Annotated in this window: 10 protein-coding genes; all 10 read right to left on the bottom strand. The window is 42.0% G+C overall.

The window, feature by feature from the left end:
* Positions 1-216: 216 nt before the first annotated feature.
* The 10 genes from ABE547_RS10630 to ABE547_RS10585 all read right to left on the bottom strand — a co-directional run bounded on the left by ABE547_RS10630 (position 217) and on the right by ABE547_RS10585 (position 17,712).
* Positions 217-1,317 carry a glycerol dehydrogenase gene (locus ABE547_RS10630; RefSeq protein ID WP_347378759.1) on the bottom strand — a complete coding sequence of 367 codons (1,101 nt, stop codon included), beginning with the start codon at positions 1,315-1,317 and terminating at the stop codon, positions 217-219.
* Positions 1,318-1,394: 77 nt separating this feature from the next.
* Positions 1,395-2,129, bottom strand: coding sequence for a DUF6882 domain-containing protein (locus ABE547_RS10625; RefSeq protein ID WP_347378758.1), 735 nt, complete (start codon positions 2,127-2,129; stop codon positions 1,395-1,397).
* Between the two features lie 32 nt (positions 2,130-2,161).
* On the bottom strand, positions 2,162-3,055 hold the full coding sequence (locus ABE547_RS10620; RefSeq protein WP_347378757.1) for a hypothetical protein: 894 nt from the start codon (positions 3,053-3,055) through the stop codon (positions 2,162-2,164).
* Between the two features lie 42 nt (positions 3,056-3,097).
* Positions 3,098-3,556 carry a hypothetical protein gene (locus ABE547_RS10615; RefSeq protein WP_347378756.1) on the bottom strand — a complete coding sequence of 153 codons (459 nt, stop codon included), beginning with the start codon at positions 3,554-3,556 and terminating at the stop codon, positions 3,098-3,100.
* A gap of 21 nt (positions 3,557-3,577) precedes the next feature.
* On the bottom strand, positions 3,578-4,612 hold the full coding sequence (locus tag ABE547_RS10610; protein ID WP_347378755.1) for a hypothetical protein: 1,035 nt from the start codon (positions 4,610-4,612) through the stop codon (positions 3,578-3,580).
* Positions 4,613-4,649: 37 nt separating this feature from the next.
* Positions 4,650-13,280 (bottom strand): DNRLRE domain-containing protein, encoded by an 8,631-nt coding sequence (locus tag ABE547_RS10605; RefSeq protein ID WP_347378754.1) that lies wholly within the window; start codon positions 13,278-13,280, stop codon positions 4,650-4,652.
* Positions 13,281-14,005: 725 nt separating this feature from the next.
* Positions 14,006-14,767, bottom strand: coding sequence for an acyl-CoA dehydratase activase (locus ABE547_RS10600; protein ID WP_235248601.1), 762 nt, complete (start codon positions 14,765-14,767; stop codon positions 14,006-14,008).
* 54 nt (positions 14,768-14,821) lie between these two features.
* Entirely contained in the window at positions 14,822-15,082 is a 261-nt protein-coding gene (locus ABE547_RS10595; protein WP_347378753.1) for a DUF3343 domain-containing protein, read from the bottom strand.
* 69 nt (positions 15,083-15,151) lie between these two features.
* Positions 15,152-16,426, bottom strand: coding sequence for a double-cubane-cluster-containing anaerobic reductase (locus ABE547_RS10590; RefSeq protein ID WP_347378752.1), 1,275 nt, complete (start codon positions 16,424-16,426; stop codon positions 15,152-15,154).
* 131 nt (positions 16,427-16,557) lie between these two features.
* Positions 16,558-17,712, bottom strand: coding sequence for an aminotransferase class V-fold PLP-dependent enzyme (locus ABE547_RS10585; RefSeq protein WP_347378751.1), 1,155 nt, complete (start codon positions 17,710-17,712; stop codon positions 16,558-16,560).
* Positions 17,713-17,768 lie beyond the last annotated feature (56 nt).

Here is a 17,768-nt window from a genome sequence, read left to right as displayed (position 1 = left end):
CTTTATCCACTCGCTTAGCACCCTGTATTACTACAACGCACTGAGTTTAGCTACACGGCTCACTGGCGATTACCGTGACCGGACTTACACCGGCAAGTGTGGTCCAGCTTCGCTGGACACACGACACAAAAACAGGGACTGTAGCAAAACATAGATGTACTCCATACGAGTTCTTTCCATCTTTTGCTTCAGTCCCTTTCCGCTTCCTATCCTCGCTTATGATTCGCCCAGAAAATATCTTCCATATGCATCTGCTGCCTTAATCGCTGCTGCAACTGTCTCAGGAGTCACCGCAAACGGCATATTGTGCAAGGTATCATTTTCTGCACATGCCGCAGTCGCAACTGCCATAATCTTCTCATCCGTCACCTCTGTCACACCCAGCTCTTTCAGAGTCACCGGAAGACCCAGTTCGATACACCAGTCGATAATATCCTCCAACTCTCCGGCAGATATATTCTCCAGTACCAGCTGCGTGATCGTTCCAAACGCAACTTTTTCGCCGTGATACATGTGGTGGCATTCTTCCAGTACCGTCAGTCCATTGTGAATCGCATGCGCGCCTGCAAGCCCGGCACTTTCAAAGCCGATTCCGCTCAGAAGCGTATTGGCTTCAATGATCTTTTCCACTGCCGGTGTACATGCCCCGGCTTCCAGTGCCAGCTTCGCCTTTACTCCTTCTTCCATCAGAGTGTCAAAACACAGCTTTGCAAGTGCAATTGCTGCAGAGGTTGTCTGTCCTCCCGCACAGGAGATCGCTCCGCTTGCCTGGCAGGCCCTTGCCTCAAAGTAGGTTGCCAGCGCGTCTCCCATACCGGAGATCGTCAGGCGAACCGGAGACTTTGCGATAATCTCGGTATCCATCAATACCAGATTCGGATTAGACGGGAAGAACAGGTACTCTTCAAAAACCCCGTCATCTGTATAGATCACAGCCAGCGCACTGCACGGCGCATCCGTAGATGCGATCGTCGGACAGATCAGAACGGGAACTTCTTTATAGTAGGCAACCGCTTTTGCCGTATCCAGGATCTTTCCGCCTCCGATACCAATCACCATATCGCAGCCCGTCTGATTCATAATCTCCACCAGACGGTGAATTTCAGTCTTACAGCATTCCCTGTTGAAATACTCATATACTGCTTCCACATCCGTTCCTTCGAAGCTTCCGGATACAGTCTCTCCAATACGCTTATATCCGGATTCTGTAATCAACACGAGTGCCTTCTTTCCGTATTTGGACGCATACGTTCCAAGCTTTTTCATCTCGCCTGCACCCTGTACATATTTGCCGGGGCTGATTAATATATTCGCCATCTCGACTCCTCCTTACGACTTCTTGTTATAATATTAACGTTTCATCATGTCTTTATCATAGCTAAATGAGATGATATTTACACCACACTGAGTGAATCGATGCGATACTCTCCGCTGCTTTGCTCAAAAATAATATGTAAATCCTGTTGAAAATGAGCAATGATTCTGTCTTTCTCAAAGTCAAAATCGACTTGATTCCACTTCAAAAAACTCTCCACAAAAATCTTATGATGAAGCGGCAGGAATTGTTGTGCACATTCTACCGTCAGATTGATGAACTCATCCATATCCACCGGTGCGAATACTTCTTCCGGAGCATTGCCTACCGCTAAGAAGATTGCACCATCTTTGTGAGGTGCACGATAATAAAAATAGTTTCGATCACTTAATCCACACGCAGCAACAGACATATTATGTCCGTTAAATATATCGTTCAACTCAAATTTCGATAATCGAAGCGGATCCAGATTCCATTCCTCTCCTTTATTCAGCATCTCCTTTGGCAAAGCAATCAGATCTTCCGGAAGATGATTCACATTATTCCATCCCCACATCCAGGTATGACTGGTGTTCGACTCAGTTCCGATCAGCTGTATCGGGAACCTGTCCTCCCCGAAAGCAATCGTTCCTGTTGTAAAATCTACATTCCAAGTCTGTCCTTTTACAATACACTTGCCTGCATGATTCTGAATAGCCATCATCTTTCCCAGACAAGAAGAAAAAACTTTTAACCAGTCACTTTTGTCGATTACATCCATCCCGGTTATCTCTAACTGTTTTTTTGATTTCTTCAGTTTATCAAATATTCCCATATCTACCATTTCTCCCTTTCCTAAAAATAGGTCTATTCTCCCGGACTTGAAGATGTTCCAATCCATACACCATTTTCATCAAATTGTGAGTATTCATTCGTTCCTGTCTGATACCAACAGTCATAAAGCATCCTGCCATTCACACAATAATACCAACCGTTCTTTCCCTGAATCCAGCCATTCAATCCCTTTCCATTTGATCCAAAATAATACCACTCTCCTGACCACCAGTCCTGATACCATTTGCTAGTCATCATAGTACCGTCATCATTAAAAGAATAATTGATATTCGCCGTTTCATCCAGCCTGACACCATCATCCGCCATCCATCCGTTGTAAAAATAGTACCAGACATTGTTAATCTGAAGCCACCCATTTGGTGCAGAACCATTGGTGTTATAATAATACCAATCTGTATCCGTTGTTCCATCAGACAATGTTCGAACAACCTTGTTCCACCCAGTCAGCATCGCACCTCCAGAGCCAAACCCATAATATTTTCCATCAATCAGATACGTATGCCGATTGTATATCATACGTCCATCTTTGACGTAATACCATTTTGTCCCATCTTTCTTCCATCCATCAAAGTATAATCCATTTTCAATATAATACCAGCCAAAAATATCCTCTTTTTTCCATCCAGTATATAGATCACCGTTTCCCGTAAAACAATAGGACTTATTTTCCTCCGCAATAAATTGCCAGCCACTACTATACATATGTGCATCCGCCGGATCAAAATAATATTGTTTACCGTTAATTGTCTGCCACCCATGGCAAAGATTTCCATTTGAATCACGATAAAACCAGACACCCTCTTCCTGAAACCACCCATTGCTGGCACAGGTATCCATACGGAAAACAGCAAACATACATATCACAAGAAAGACAGCCATCACATATGGGGTATACTTCTTCTTCATATCTATCCCTCCTCCCTGCTATTTTCAGCGTTTTCCCTGACACTATTTTACTATTACATTTGATTCATACAAATGACACCATCCCGTTTCCGGTATACATACAAATATCACTTCTCCTTGATACTTTGAGTATGTATCTTTCGCAAAAGTCTTTTCCACTTTTCCTCCATCAACAGTTTTAAATTCTACAGGTTCATCCAAGGGCAACTCCTTCAACACCGTATATTGCGCTTGTCCCGCTTCTACCAAACTCAGATTCTTTTTCGTTTTACTACACATTCTCAACAGTAATACAGTTCCGATCAATCCTGTTCCAATGCCAAATATCAATATAAATATCCATGTATTCTTTGGATTTCTGAAACTCATAGCAGCTATTAAAAAAACACTTGTAACGACATTTCCGGGAATTGTAATCCGTTCCATTTTCTTAGTTTGATTTTGCTGTTCCTGTACAATTTTCTCTGCCTGTGCCATAGGCAACCTCATTAATTCATACATAACTCTTTCTCCTTCTCATGTTTAATAATAACCGGAACTCATTTTTTCCGGAAATAAAATCAATTCCTGCTCTTTGTGGTGTAAAGTCACACGTACTTCATTGTCCTTTCCTTGCTCATCCCGAAAACAGATTCTATACTTCTCCCCTTTTATATTCTGAATCCCCGTAACCTCTTCTCGCGAAAAACGTCTTTCCCAGCCATTACTGTAATTTACATGAAATACTCCGTCCTCATAGGCAACACCCCGGCAGCTTCCATAAAATACCATCAGGTACCCAAGTGCATAAATATCTGAAGATATTGCCATGCACACTCCCAAAATGTAGTTTTCTCCCACTCCAATAATTGCAATAATTGCTGTTACTTCAAACACAATAATACCTGCTATCCAAAATAAATACCCTGCTTTTTCAATATCTCGTCCATATATAAATTGAGTTCGCACCCGACCGCTTCGATATTTTCTTCTTTTTCGACAAATCATAATGAGATGAAAAATACTCCCTCCCACCAGATATATTGATAATGCAATTTTCGGTACGGATGTTGACATTCCCGGATAACTCCACCCTTTGCCATAGCCAGCAGAAACATCTTTCCCATTCACTTGTGAAACATTCATCTCATCAGAATATACAGATTTCTTATAACATTCCACCACATCACCTATTTTAACCGGCACTGGTGAATATATCCACTTCACTTTTTCTTTTCCATCTTTTAATTCGAGAGTCAAATCTGTATATTGATATAACGCATTAATTCCCTTTCCTATTCCTCCCCCTTCGTGTCCATAGTGCGTTACTTTCCCTGAAACAATCTCATAATCAAAGTTCACCAACATAGGTATTTCCCATGCACATAAATTCATAAATACCGTTACCCCTACAGTCAAAAAAAGCGTTATATATTTAATAAAAGATAACAAATTATAAGACTTTCCTTTTTTAAACCTGTTCCTATTTGTTCGAAAGATTTCATATGGTATATAATATATCGCAAAACATCTCACAATAAAATTTCTAAACAACTCTACATATTCCAGAAGATACATAAACTTACCCTTCCTTGTTTATTAATTCACATAGCAACTAACCATATCTACTAAATATCTGTACAGATATCTCAACTCCCTTTTGGTTTACCTTTCCCATCCACTGCATCACACGCCCTCCTACTCTATCTGCCAAAGATGATGAATTAATAAAATTGTCCATCTCTCCTGAAATCCCTGTTGCATTTCCCATCAGTGCAAATGTTCCTTGCATAAATCCACTTCCTACTGCATTCATTATAACAGTCTGACACTTTATGTTTTTCATTCCTTTTCGACTTGCCAATATGGAATCTTTTACACTTAATGCCGCTCCCGTTAGTCCCGTTACCATCGCACTTTTTCCAGGGATTACACTTCCTATCACTCCATTTTCAAATCCTCTTTTAAAATCTCCACCAGAAAGGGCTTCTAAACTTCCATCCATTGTACCCTCAACGATGGCATTTTTCAGTGTGTTTTTTCCAGACTTTACCAATCTTTTTTCAGACTTGGACTTTGATATGGCTTGTTTTGTTTTCGAGACAGTTTTCTTCGCACCTGACTTGATCTTATTCATGGTGCTTCTGGCCATATTTTTCATCTGCGTTCTACTTGGCAATCTTTTTTTCGCATAACTTGCTACTTTTTTCGCAAGCTTGGCCACTCTCGGTCCCGCCAGTGCTCCAACAGCAGCCCCTGCTACTGTACACCCTGCTATAATCGCAACCTTCTTCCATCCTTTGGCCTTGGTTTTTTTTGCGATCTTTTTCCCAATCCAGGCACCTGCCACACCGCCTACGATACCACCAATAATTCTCGAAACAGCAATATGTCCGTCTGGATCTTCGTAATTAATCGGGTTATTCGCACAATATATATACAGATGTAGGGTGGCCGGATTCTTATTATCCCCCCGATAGCTGTCTCTGGTTAAAAATCTTCCGTTTTCCGGATCATAATATCTTGCCCCCAGATAATATAACCCAGTGCTCTTATCATAGACAGCTTCATTATAACATATTTCATTATAGAAGTCAGTATCCCCGTATATTGCAGTTTCACCAAAATCGGAATACTGATAAGATACTATACTTTCTCCAGACGCATCCCGTAGATTTGTTATACTTCCTGCCGGATCCTTATGGTAATAATAATATCCTTCTGCTCCGTCTTCCTGTCTTGCAGTTGCTATAATATTACCTGTAATTCCCTGTAAGTTCAGGCTGGTTCCATTTCCGCTTCCATCTTCTGTATATAGAACTCCACCCTGACTATAAAAGTAGTTCGTTGCAGTTCCATTTTCCGTCTTACGAATTCGCGCACCAGATCCATTATATAAGTTAGTCTGATTCAGCACCACTGATCCATTTTCTTTTTTTATACAATTTGCAAGACGTCCCGCTGCATTATAAGTATTGATAATCTCTGTTCCACTTACGCTGTCCGTCTCCCTGATCTGATTTCCCGCTGCATCATACTGATATTCTTTCTGTTCCGTCTGTGTTCCGTCTGCCTTCGTTGTAATACTGTTCACTAACTGGTTCAGGCTATTATAGGAATAACTTGTTGTTTCCTGTTGTCCTCCCACAATCTGTGTCTGGCCTGTTCTATTTCCGACAGCATCATAGGTATAAGATGTTATCGAACTCTTCGATGCATCTATCTGATTATCTACCCTTGTCTCTGTCAGACGTCCATTAGCATCATAAACGTAACTTCTACGCTCATTCTGCTGATCTGATACTTCTGATGGATATAGATTCAGAATGGTTTCCTGCGTTAATCGACTATTCTTATCGTAAGTATATGTGTACGCTTCTTTCGCAATCCCCGGATTATTTCCTTCTGAGTACGTCATAGTTGCAGGTCGCAAATATGCATCATACGAATAACTACACACCGTATATTCTGGGTTTTCTACTTTCTCTCCGGCATCGGACATTGAACGATAGTCTGTAATTTTTGATACATTTCCATACATATCGTATTCATATGTACGAAGGATTGCTCTATCAGAATCCTCGTTCACATTCCCGTTCTCATCCCGAATGACTGCTGTAATCGTTGTCAGCCACTGGTTCTGATCATACGTATACTCCAATGCCCCCACATTCCAGTCAGATTCCGGGTAGGTAACAGACAGTAGATTTCCATCAATATCATAACGGTAATGCGTTGCATTCTGTGCCTTCTCCGCATCGGTCAAATCAGATTCTTTATCCTTATCCGTATTTAATTCCAGTAATTTCGTCAGACGCTTTAATCGATCGTATGAAAACCCTGTATAACGATATGCCACAGCTGTTCCTCCGGTAACTGTATAGTCAACCATCTTCGTTATATTATCCGACTTATCATACGTGTAACAAGTTCTGCTCTCTTCGATATCTGCCGATCCATTTTCAGATTTCTTCCAATAGTGTATCGCCGTAATACGATCTTTTCCATCATAATCATAGGTAATCTTATTTCCACCTCTGTCCGCCACTGAAGCTGTACGGCCTTTGCTGTCATAAGTATAGATCTGTTCGACTGCATTTGTTCCCTCTGCGCCATCTCCACAATCAGAGATACGAATCACTTGTTGCTCTGTATTATAAGTGATTACCGAAGTTCTTCCCATAGCATCCGTGGTTATGGTCTGTGTATTTCCAGTTTTTGCAGAAGTTCCATCCGTCTTCAGTTCAAATTGATCGTACGCATATCTGGTAGTATTATCTGTACCTTCACTACTTCCCGGCAATGTCACAGATGTGATTCTTCCAAAAGCATCATAGGTATATAACGTCTGAACACCCATACCATCCGTTGCCGAAGTCATATTACCCACACTATCGTATGTCATATACTGAGTCAGAGATGCTCCACTCACCGTATATGTCTTTGTCTGAGAATCATAGCCCGGATTCAAGATCTGCCCGGACATGTTACCTCCCTCATCATATAGATATAGTGTAATAACCGGATTCTCATTTTCAGGATTGGTGCCAAGCTGACAGCTGGTAACTACTTTTCCTTCTCTGTTGTAGACATAATCTACATACAATCCTTTCTGTTTCTGGCGAATAATTCTTCCCAACGTATCTGTATAGGTCACTTCCAATATATCTCCATCTGGATTCTTCTCCGTCGTAATCAGAACATGATCTACCTGTTGCCTGCCTTTTCCGGTATGCAGATTTACACTTCCATATGTATATTCCGTTGTCCAGCTTTTATTTAATTCATCTTTCTGGATTGTTTCCGATACAAGACGATTCATATTATCGTATGAATAACTGTAGATTGTACCGTCTTCCTTCACTTCTTTAATCAATGATCCATTATCATTATATTCACGCGTCACTACATCGGTAATATCGCCCTGCGTAGCAGTCACTTTGCTGAGGCGCCCAAACGGATCATACTCTGTAACAGTAGTGGTTCCAATAGTATCTGTAGATCTTTTTTCTCTTCCCATTACATCATATATAGTCGTAGTTGTTACACTATACTGACCAGAAGTTTCTTTCATCACTTCCTTTTTCTCGCCTTTATCATAAGAATACTGATATTCTGTTGAGGACTTATGGGAATCATCGTTGTTGTAATATTCTGTCTCGCTCTGAATGTCTCCTTTCGAATATTTGCCATCAATATCATCTTCCTTATAATATGATGTCTCAACAATCCTGCCGCTTACTTTATCAACCGTTTTAATCACATTACCATCAGAATCATAGGTATACGTTTCCTCCGTGATCTGTTGACCTTCCTTATTCATTTCTACACGCTTTGTCGGAAGATGCTTCAACTTCTCTGCCGTATTACCATACTCGTAAGTGGTCTTCACTCCATCTTCATCAACTTCTTCTGTCACATTCTTTTCTTCAGAATATTTCGTTGTATCTTCTTTCATGATAGTTTTTTCCACAACTCTTCCATTTTCAACCACTTGATACACACTCTGATAGATTTCTTTTGAGCGCATATCATCCGAATATTCATACGTCACAGAAGGGTAATATGTATCATTCTCTTCTGTTACAGGATGATGATCCGGAGCTGCTTCATAAGTTACCATCTTTATACTGTTTCCCGAAGATGATTCAAAAATATTTTTTTCCAAAGGTATCTGAACTGTATTTGAGTTTTCCTTAACTTCTTTGTAAGTAATTGTCTCGTTCTTTTCCTCATCATACTCCAGAAAGATAGCCTCTCCATTCGGATATGTCACTCGTTGTGCCTTTTGCCCCTGATAACCAATCTGGTATATATTTCCACAGGCATCTGAGATCTCAGTAAGCTGTCTGGCATCGTTATATCCCAGTGTCCAGCTTAGTTTTGATGTCTTGTCTGTTCCAGTCCGTATCACTTTCGTCAACCGGTCAGTGATCATTTCTTCCTCGCTCTGGCATAGATATTCATAAGATACTTTACTTCCATCCGGAAGCAGGATTTCCTTTACCGTCAACACATCAGGAACCACTTCTTCTGCTACATAATCCTCTTCTGTATAATATACAAACTCCATGGTAAGATTCTGGTTCGTCGTAATCTTGGACAATAAGCCTTTGTTCTGATCGTGATCAAAAAGTAAGAAGTTGCCGTTCGACTCTGCCATATAGATCAATTGACCACTGGAATTAAATCGATATTCCACATTATCCTTAGTTTTCATTGTAAAGGAGCTGATTACCTTTACTTTAATCGTTTTATTGCCCTCATCATCTGTTGTATTCTCTTGATTACCTGATGTCTGACTGGAATCAGAAGGATCCGGAAGTTCTACTTCTTCTGTCTTTTCCTCTTTTTTTAACGTCAGATATTTTCCCATAGAAGAAGTATAAGTTCCGTCTGTATTCCGATTAAAAAAGAAAAGCGTTCCATTTCCATCTTTTAGTACGATATTCTTATAATCTGTTGAATCTCTCACACAGATATTCAGAATTTCAATATCATAATTATGTGTCCAGCCTACTCCAAAAGCGGTCTTGGCAGTGGACTGACTATTATATGTCCTTTCCAGACTGAGCGGGATCTTTTCATTCTGGATCTGTGCATCCACTTGAGAATATACAAGGTTGCCCCTGCTTTTTTCAATATATCCATTTCCGGATGGAGTATCGAATTCTGCATACTCCCAATACTCCTTGATTCCCATCCGCTTCACATATTCATCCGCATCCACTACTGTACTGGAAATCTCTGTAGAAAAACTACTGGCATCTATAGTTCTTCCCTGCTTATCCTTTTTCACTGCACGGATCTTATAATAAAAAGTTCGGGAATAATTCACATTCATCTCCGCCCAGTAATTCGCCTTTACATTGGATGCAGTCAGATGATATTCATCCGTTGCAAAGTCGGGTTCATCTCCGCGATAGATTTCATAGGATATATCTTCCGGACATTCCCCACTCAATCCTTCCCATCGAAGATATGTTTTATAATTCAATTTGTCTTTCACTCCGGCTTCATTTGGATGGTAATTTTCCATTTCCGAGAATTCAAAAGTCTCTTCTTCCACCGTATCAGCCTCAACTGTCCATATTCCCCCAACTGTCCCACTCTCGATTGACAGAAGTTTAATACTGGTGGCAGTTGCCTGTTGTCCATTTGTCGCCTTTACGACATGGATTGTTTCACCTGATGATACTGTCACCGTTTTTCCATCTATGGAAAGCTGTACACTACAGGAAATATTTCCTGTATTTACTCGGAAAGAAACACAATTTTCCGGTAATGTTACAGGACGTTTCTTATCCATCTGTAAAATTTCTTTATTGATAATGCGGTTGTCACTGTAATAGACTTCTCCATCCTTTTCAATGACTGCCAGTATCGAATATGACTGTTCCGTCATCGTCGGATAGTTCTCCGTCCATGTTTTTTCCGTACTTACCTTTTTTCCATTGCAAAACCAATAGGTATTGCCTTCTGGAAGATTTCCATAAAGAGGCCATGCTTTCAACCCTATGCTGGTAGTATTTGCCGGAAACACAATATGACTGGAACTATGTGCTGTATAGTTTGGACGATGAATACCAAATACAGCCGGTTGATTCTCCGCCGGTACATCTGTTTCGTTTCGCAGAATTGTCTGACTGGTACTTTGCACATTACCCGCTTTGTCATATACCTTCAGTATTAATTCATAAGTGACTCCTGATATCAATGAATTCATATCATATAAACCAATAAAAGCATTTTCAACCGTTCTTCGTCCGTCTAATATAATTTCCTCTGTGTCACTTCCTGTCTGCTTAAGAATCACTTCCCAATTGGACAGATTCGCATCCGTAATGGTTCCATATACCAGCCCCCGCTCTACGCTCGTAAGCTCTGCAACCGGGAGTGTATGATCCATAATACATCTGCTCCTTGTCTCCGCTCCGTATGCCCCAGTCTCATCAATCCCACACACCCGAATTTCCTGTTCTCCCTCCTCATCCGGAAGAGCGATTGTGAAACTGCCGCTGACCCCAGAAGCATTTTCAACGGTTGTCCATGTATCCTCTTCAGAAAATCGATAAGCTATCCCGCATACATCCGTTGCCGCATAAGGAAAATCCCAGTGGAATTCTGCTGTTCCGCAATTGGTATATGCAGTCTTTACCACCGGTGCAGCCAGCGTATTCACTACTTCAACCTGTTTTTCTATTGTAGCTGTATATCCTACCGAATCTTCTACATGAAGCTTCAAAGTATAGGTTCCATTCTCCAGATCCGGAGTATAGACTGTTCGTCCTTTTGACATCGTCTGATTCGTATAGATATTCCGGACAAAATTCCCCTCACTGTCGTAAAGTTCCATATAATTCTTCGTAATCGGAGAGCCGGTTCCATCCACTTCACCAACAATAGTAACTGTATCTTTTAATACCTCTACTTCTTCTCCTGTTCCACTTGCAATCACACGAATGATTCCGGTAGGTGGTGCATGGTCCGCCCGAAGGATAACACCTTTTTCTTCTCCTTCTGCACCACGGGTACTAACCCCCTGAATGTACACTTTATAAGTCTTATATTCTCCTTCTTCAACAGATTCTCCCACTTTGATATTGGCTTCTCCAGTGTGTGAAGTTCCGATACTGGTATTTGTACCCGAATATTCTACAACACCAGCAATTCTTTTATTCTCTTTTTCGTCATATTCCTCTACACGATACCGGACATAGCTCAGATCATTGGATGTAATTCCACTCCATTTGATCGTGGTCTCATCGCCTGGTCTGACACAATCCTTAGACAAAGTGACAGAAGTAGGAATGGATGGTCTGTCGTAATATTCAACTCTGAGTTTTGGTCGATAACTTGTAGTAGCATGCCTGACTCCAAAGAACTGAGAAAAATGTCCAGAGCTGGTTTCATAAGGATTCTTTAACACAATTCCATAATTTGTATATACACCATCTGCATATTTTTGAAACAAAGTCCTTAACCCCATGGAATCTGTTTTCAGTCCTCCTTGTGTGGTAAGACTTCCGATCGCTGTACTGTCACAGCCAGGCTGGTTATTCCAGGTAATTGCTGTCTGATCCCAGTCACTGGTTACTCGATATGCATAAATCTTATTTCCTGCAGAAGAATTACTACATTCCGTTAATGTGAGACTTGCACTCTTGATATACTTCTTAGAAATCTGTTCAAGATCTGCAAAAGCAATATAACATCTGGAAGTTCCATTACTTCCATATCCCACATAAAAAGAAGTGGTTCCCGCTTCATAGTAGTTATAAGTCGGCATACTGCTCAACACATACGTATCACTGATCTTGGAATTATCATTCCAACTAATGGGAGAACTGACTGTAAGCGGATACTGCGTATCTGCACTACCCAGATATTCTTCCGAGGCAGTCAGTGATAGCTGATACACTCCCATTTCTTCATCTACCGTATCCAAAGTATATATAACATCTTCGTCATATACTGTCCCCGTTTTATCTTCAATATACGGAGCTTGAACAGAAGCAATTATTTTGTCCTCATCATAAATTGTCAGCCCTTCATTAACCAGGTTTTTCCGAATGGAAAGACCCGGAATCTTCAACAGAAACGTAAATGTGTTATTATCCGGCACTTCTGATAATACAATATCTTCTATCACTCCATGTTCCAATGAAGTATATTGATAATCGATTGCTTCATCCCCAGATGGATAAAGCATCGTTCTAACAACCAATTCTTCTTCATAAATATTTTCAACGCTATCCTGCAAGATCTGCGCAGGTTCTCTGACTTCTGGTTCCATCAGCTCTTCATCTGCCATTTCCTCTTCAGACAATTCCTGCAACACCTGCATCGTATTCTGCGCTTCCACAGGTGCAACAGAGATTTGGTACTCTCCATATTCCATTAAGATTGGAGTCTCTGAAGTCAAATCCTCTGGAAAATATTGCTTCTTATCTCCAGTCTTATTCTCATATACATAAGAGTCCAGCACATTTCCCAGACTGCTTTCTGTATTCGTAATTTCTACCAATGAAGCGTCATAATCAACCAGTTCTCCAGCCTCATTTCGAAACCGAACCTTCTGTCCATAATACTCTGTAACCCGGACTCCATTGCCCGCATCATATGTTGTGGAATCTTCCGTTGTTTCAGACGCAATAATATCATTTTTGTCAATCTGATACGAATCGTCTGCCGACGTTTCTTCCGATATCTGTTGTTCTGTCTGTTCCTCCGTCTGTGTTTCCACTGCCAGTATCTCTAACTGACTGGTGCTGCATAACAATGCAAGAATCAACAAACCTGCGACATAACGTTTCCAGTTTTCTCTAATCTTCTTTCTCCTTTTCTCCCTCTCCTTTTTTCTATTTCAAATTTTAGTTTTTCTTTATCCATTCTACATTTTTAAACATTATTTCATTTTTATCATCAATTTTCTTTATATTACCACAAATTAACTTATAATTAAACATTACAATTATATATATTTAGAATTTTCAATCGACTTTTTTCGACAAAAAAAAAGATCTGATAAATCCACACATTTTTATCAAATCTTTTTGTCTTCTTTACATGATATTTGAATGAATCTTGCTTCTAATTAGAATTTTACTTTTCTTGACTTAATATATCTTTCAGTTCAGATATCATCTTTTATAATTCCATTTCCTATCTGCTTAATTTTCACCTTTATCTTGCTTTATATCAGATAGAATCTTCGTTTTCCCTCATTCTATCTGAAAAACCTGCTCCTACGCCCCTTCTTTTCTCAGTTTCAGGCAGATAGATTCCATGTAATTCTTCTTTCTATTTGCCTAATCCACTATGGTGCAGTCGAAGGATACTATAGCGCACCACAACAAAAGACCCGACAAATCTTTCTCTCGATTTATCGGGTCTTTTTCTTCCTTATGTGATAGTTGGATGAATCTTACGGATTCAGTTTTCTCTTTATCTCTTTATCTCTTTATCTCTTTATCTCTTTTTCTCTTTTGCCAGCAGTGCAGCCCCCAGTGCTCCTGCGTATCTTCCGTTTTCTGTCGGTTCTACCGTCTGTCCCAGTTTTTCGGAAAGGATTCTGGTAAAGTAAGTACTGTTGCTTAATCCGCCTGTCAGAATCACCTTATCGGGCAGGTTTTTCTTCTGGGCGAGCTGAGCAACTTTATTCGCCACGGAATCAACAACTCCGGCAGCAATATCTTCTCTTTTCTGCCCCTCTCCGATGTAATTGATGACTTCGGATTCTGCAAACACAGTACACAGTGAACTGATCGGCAGGACTTTTCCAGCATCCGCCATATCAAAGAGTTCCTGAAGTGTTACTCCCAGACGGTTTGCCATGATCTCCAGGAACTTTCCGGTTCCTGCGGAGCATTTGTCGTTCATCTGGAAATCCTGGACCATGCCGTTTCCCACAAGAATGATCTTGGTATCCTGACCGCCCACATCTATGATGGCACAGTCATCTCCGGCCATATCACGTCCGCCTCTTGCATGGCATGTGATCTCCGTGATTACATGATCTGCAAAATCTACTGCCACACGTCCATATCCCGTAGCCACTACTTTCGAGTCCTCGGACAGAACGTCCACGCCGCTCTCCAGCAGACGCTCTTTGATCGTCATACAGGTCTCTTTGCTGCTCCATCCCGTCGGCAGAACAAACTGGATATCTGCATCTCCTTTCACGACTACTTTGGATGCAGTGGATCCGATGTCAATTCCTATATAGTTCATCTTTTTTACCTCATTTCATTTTAAGACTTGCTTCTTGTTGTCTGTATTGCCTCTTTAGCAATACTTATCCCGCCGGGAGTTCACATCCCGCTCGATGGCAGCGAATTTCAGAATCTCGATCTGATGTTCCTCGATACAGGACTTGATCGCATCGATATCCTGTTCCTGCACCAGTAAGGAGATTCCGCAGCACTTGCTGGCAGATCTGGGTGTCGGAGCGATGGTCGCCCGGATTCCCAGAGCTTTTAATTCATGATACAGGCGCATCCCGTTGTCATGATTGGGAAATAGCACATAATGCTGGATCTGTGGCATAAGAACACCTCTTTTGAATATGAATCTGTTACAGCTCACATCCGAGCCTGGTTGCTCAGTATCTCTATCCTAGTTGTTCAGCATCTCTATGAATGCACTGACTCTGGTACGAAGCTGCTGTGCATCACTGTCTGTATAATCTGTCTCGATGCCAAGTACAGGGATTCCGGCTTCTTTCATTGCGCGTTCTACGAAGTATCCTTCTGTGTCGTACAGATTACAGAACTTCAGGTTCACATCAATGATACCGTCCACCTTATATTCTTTTGCGAGACGTAAGATATCATCGATACGGCCGCTGTTTGGTGTGAAGCATGCACAGTTGATGTTCATGTATCTCTCTGCGAGTGCCATGTACTGCTCCGGAAGTGTTGTCTTCGTCTCATCCACCAGATTCTCGAAGTATCTGGTTCCGGTACACATTTCTTCACAGACAACCGCGCCGCCGCTCGTCTCTACTATATTATGTAACTTCCAGTTCGGAATTGCAAGTGGTGTTCCGGTCAGCATGATACGTTTGGTTCCTGCAGGAACGACACTCACACCGTCTTTTACGCGCTGATCCAGTTCGTCACACAGCTTGTTGGTCATCTGTGTGAATCTTGCCGGATCATCATAGAATGCAATCTGAGAGATCAGAAGTACATCACGGCCGCTGATCGGGAGATTTTCATTCTTACGAAGGTCGTACAGACGTGCCAGTGCTTTTCTCTTATTGTTGATGAGCTTAATGCTGTCGGCAAGTTTCTCTGCAGTTACTTCGTTGCCGGTAAATTCTTCCACTACATTCTTGAATGTCTCGATCTCTTCTGCCCATGCTTTTACGTCTTTTGCACGTTTCATCTGCGGAAGATCCATCACATGCACCGGTACGTCCTCTCCCAGAATCTCCCATGCTTTCTTCTTGCCGTCGCAGGTTGTTTCTCCAATATACATATCTGCAATCCGGAAGAACGGACAGGTACGATCCAGTCTTGCGCCTACAGACGCTTTGATCAATGGACAGGTGTTGGTTGGAAGCACTTTCTCGCCGCCCGGTACCCAGAACTGGGATCCGCCGCACAATCCGGTTGCAATTGCATCTGCCGCAAATACGATCTCATCCGGAACGTATACACAGAATGTACCGAACACTTTTCCGCCTTTTTTCTGATGTTCAATCAGTTCTGCCGGCCGGATGCCATGGATATCTGCCACAACCATATTGTAATAGTCCATACTGTCCGGACGATTTTCCTGGGATAAGAACACATCTCCAAATGCCTGCGGAAGCACCTCACACAATTGATCGTGCATTTCAAGGTTCATCCCCAGATCTTCCCACATTTTACGATAATCAGCCATATTATTTTCCTCCTGTTTCGAATGACTTTTTGATAAGTCAACCGTACCATTTTTAGGAGCCAAGAGCAATGCATACCAAACCGATTGGTTATCGTTATTTTTTATATAATATCTTCATTTATTTGATATTTCTATATACCCAGTATCTCCCGGATTCCTTCGATGCAACAGTCAATCTCTTCTCTGGTATTCGTCATACCAAATGCAAAACGCACGGTTCCCTGCGGATACGTATGGAGAGCCTTATGTGCCATCGGTGCACAGTGAAGCCCCACCCGTGTCATGATGCCGTACTGCTGTTCCAGTTCAAATGCCACCACTGCATTGTCTGCTCCTTCAAAGTCCAGCGAGACCACGGCCACACGGTCTCTGATATCCTGCTTTCCGGCGATCCGGATTCCCGGAAGCTCCTGCACACATTCCAGAAAATACTGTGTCAGCGCCATCTTTTTCTGATGGATCGTCCCAATCCCGGTCTCTTCCAGATAGGAAAGCGCCGCATGCAGACCGATGATGCCCGGCAGATTCAGCGTTCCGCTCTCATATTTATCCGGCAGATAATCCGGCATATCCAGAGAATCCGACTGACTTCCGGTGCCGCCTGCGATATAGGGCGTCATCTCCCCGTCCAGAGCTTCCGAGATCAGAAATCCTCCGATCCCCTGGGGTCCAAGCAATCCCTTATGTCCCGTAAATGCAAGAAAATCAATATGACAAGCCTGCATGTCCACATCGATTGTGCCGGCGCTCTGTGCCGTATCCACCGCAAAGAACAGATGATGACGTTCACAGATCTCTCCGATCTCACGGATCGGTACGATGGTGCCACATACGTTCGATGCATGCAGCATGATTACTGCCCGGGTATCCGGGCGGATCGCGCGTTCCACATCCTCCGGCAGTACTGTGCCGTCCGCTGCGGTGCGCACCATGTCATAGTTCACACCTCTTCCTTCCATCTGTTTTAACGGACGCATAACCGCATTGTGTTCCATGCCGGTCACCAGAACATGATCCCCGCTTTTTAAAAATCCCTTAATAAAGTAATTCAGCGAATGCGTGATCCCCGGTGTAAAGATCACACACCTGGAATCCGAGGCATGGAACAGCCTTGCAATCTGCATCCGCGTCTCCAGCACCAGGCCTTCCACCTCATAAGCTCCTTCATAATTTCCCCGGTTAATATTGTATGCACCCTGTTCCAGAAGCCCCGCCATCGCTTCCGCCACTTTCGGCGCCTTCGGCCAGGAAGTACTTCCGTTGTCAAAATAGATCCGTTTCCCCATACTGACTCCTCCCTATCAACATTACATCTATTGTAACAGATATTTATTAATCTGTG

Source organism: Dorea sp. YH-dor226 (assembly GCF_039832105.1).
In the GTDB taxonomy this organism is placed as follows: domain Bacteria; phylum Bacillota; class Clostridia; order Lachnospirales; family Lachnospiraceae; genus Dorea_A.
Note: the sequence above shows the minus strand (reverse complement) of the source record. Positions and strands in the feature narration are given on the sequence as shown.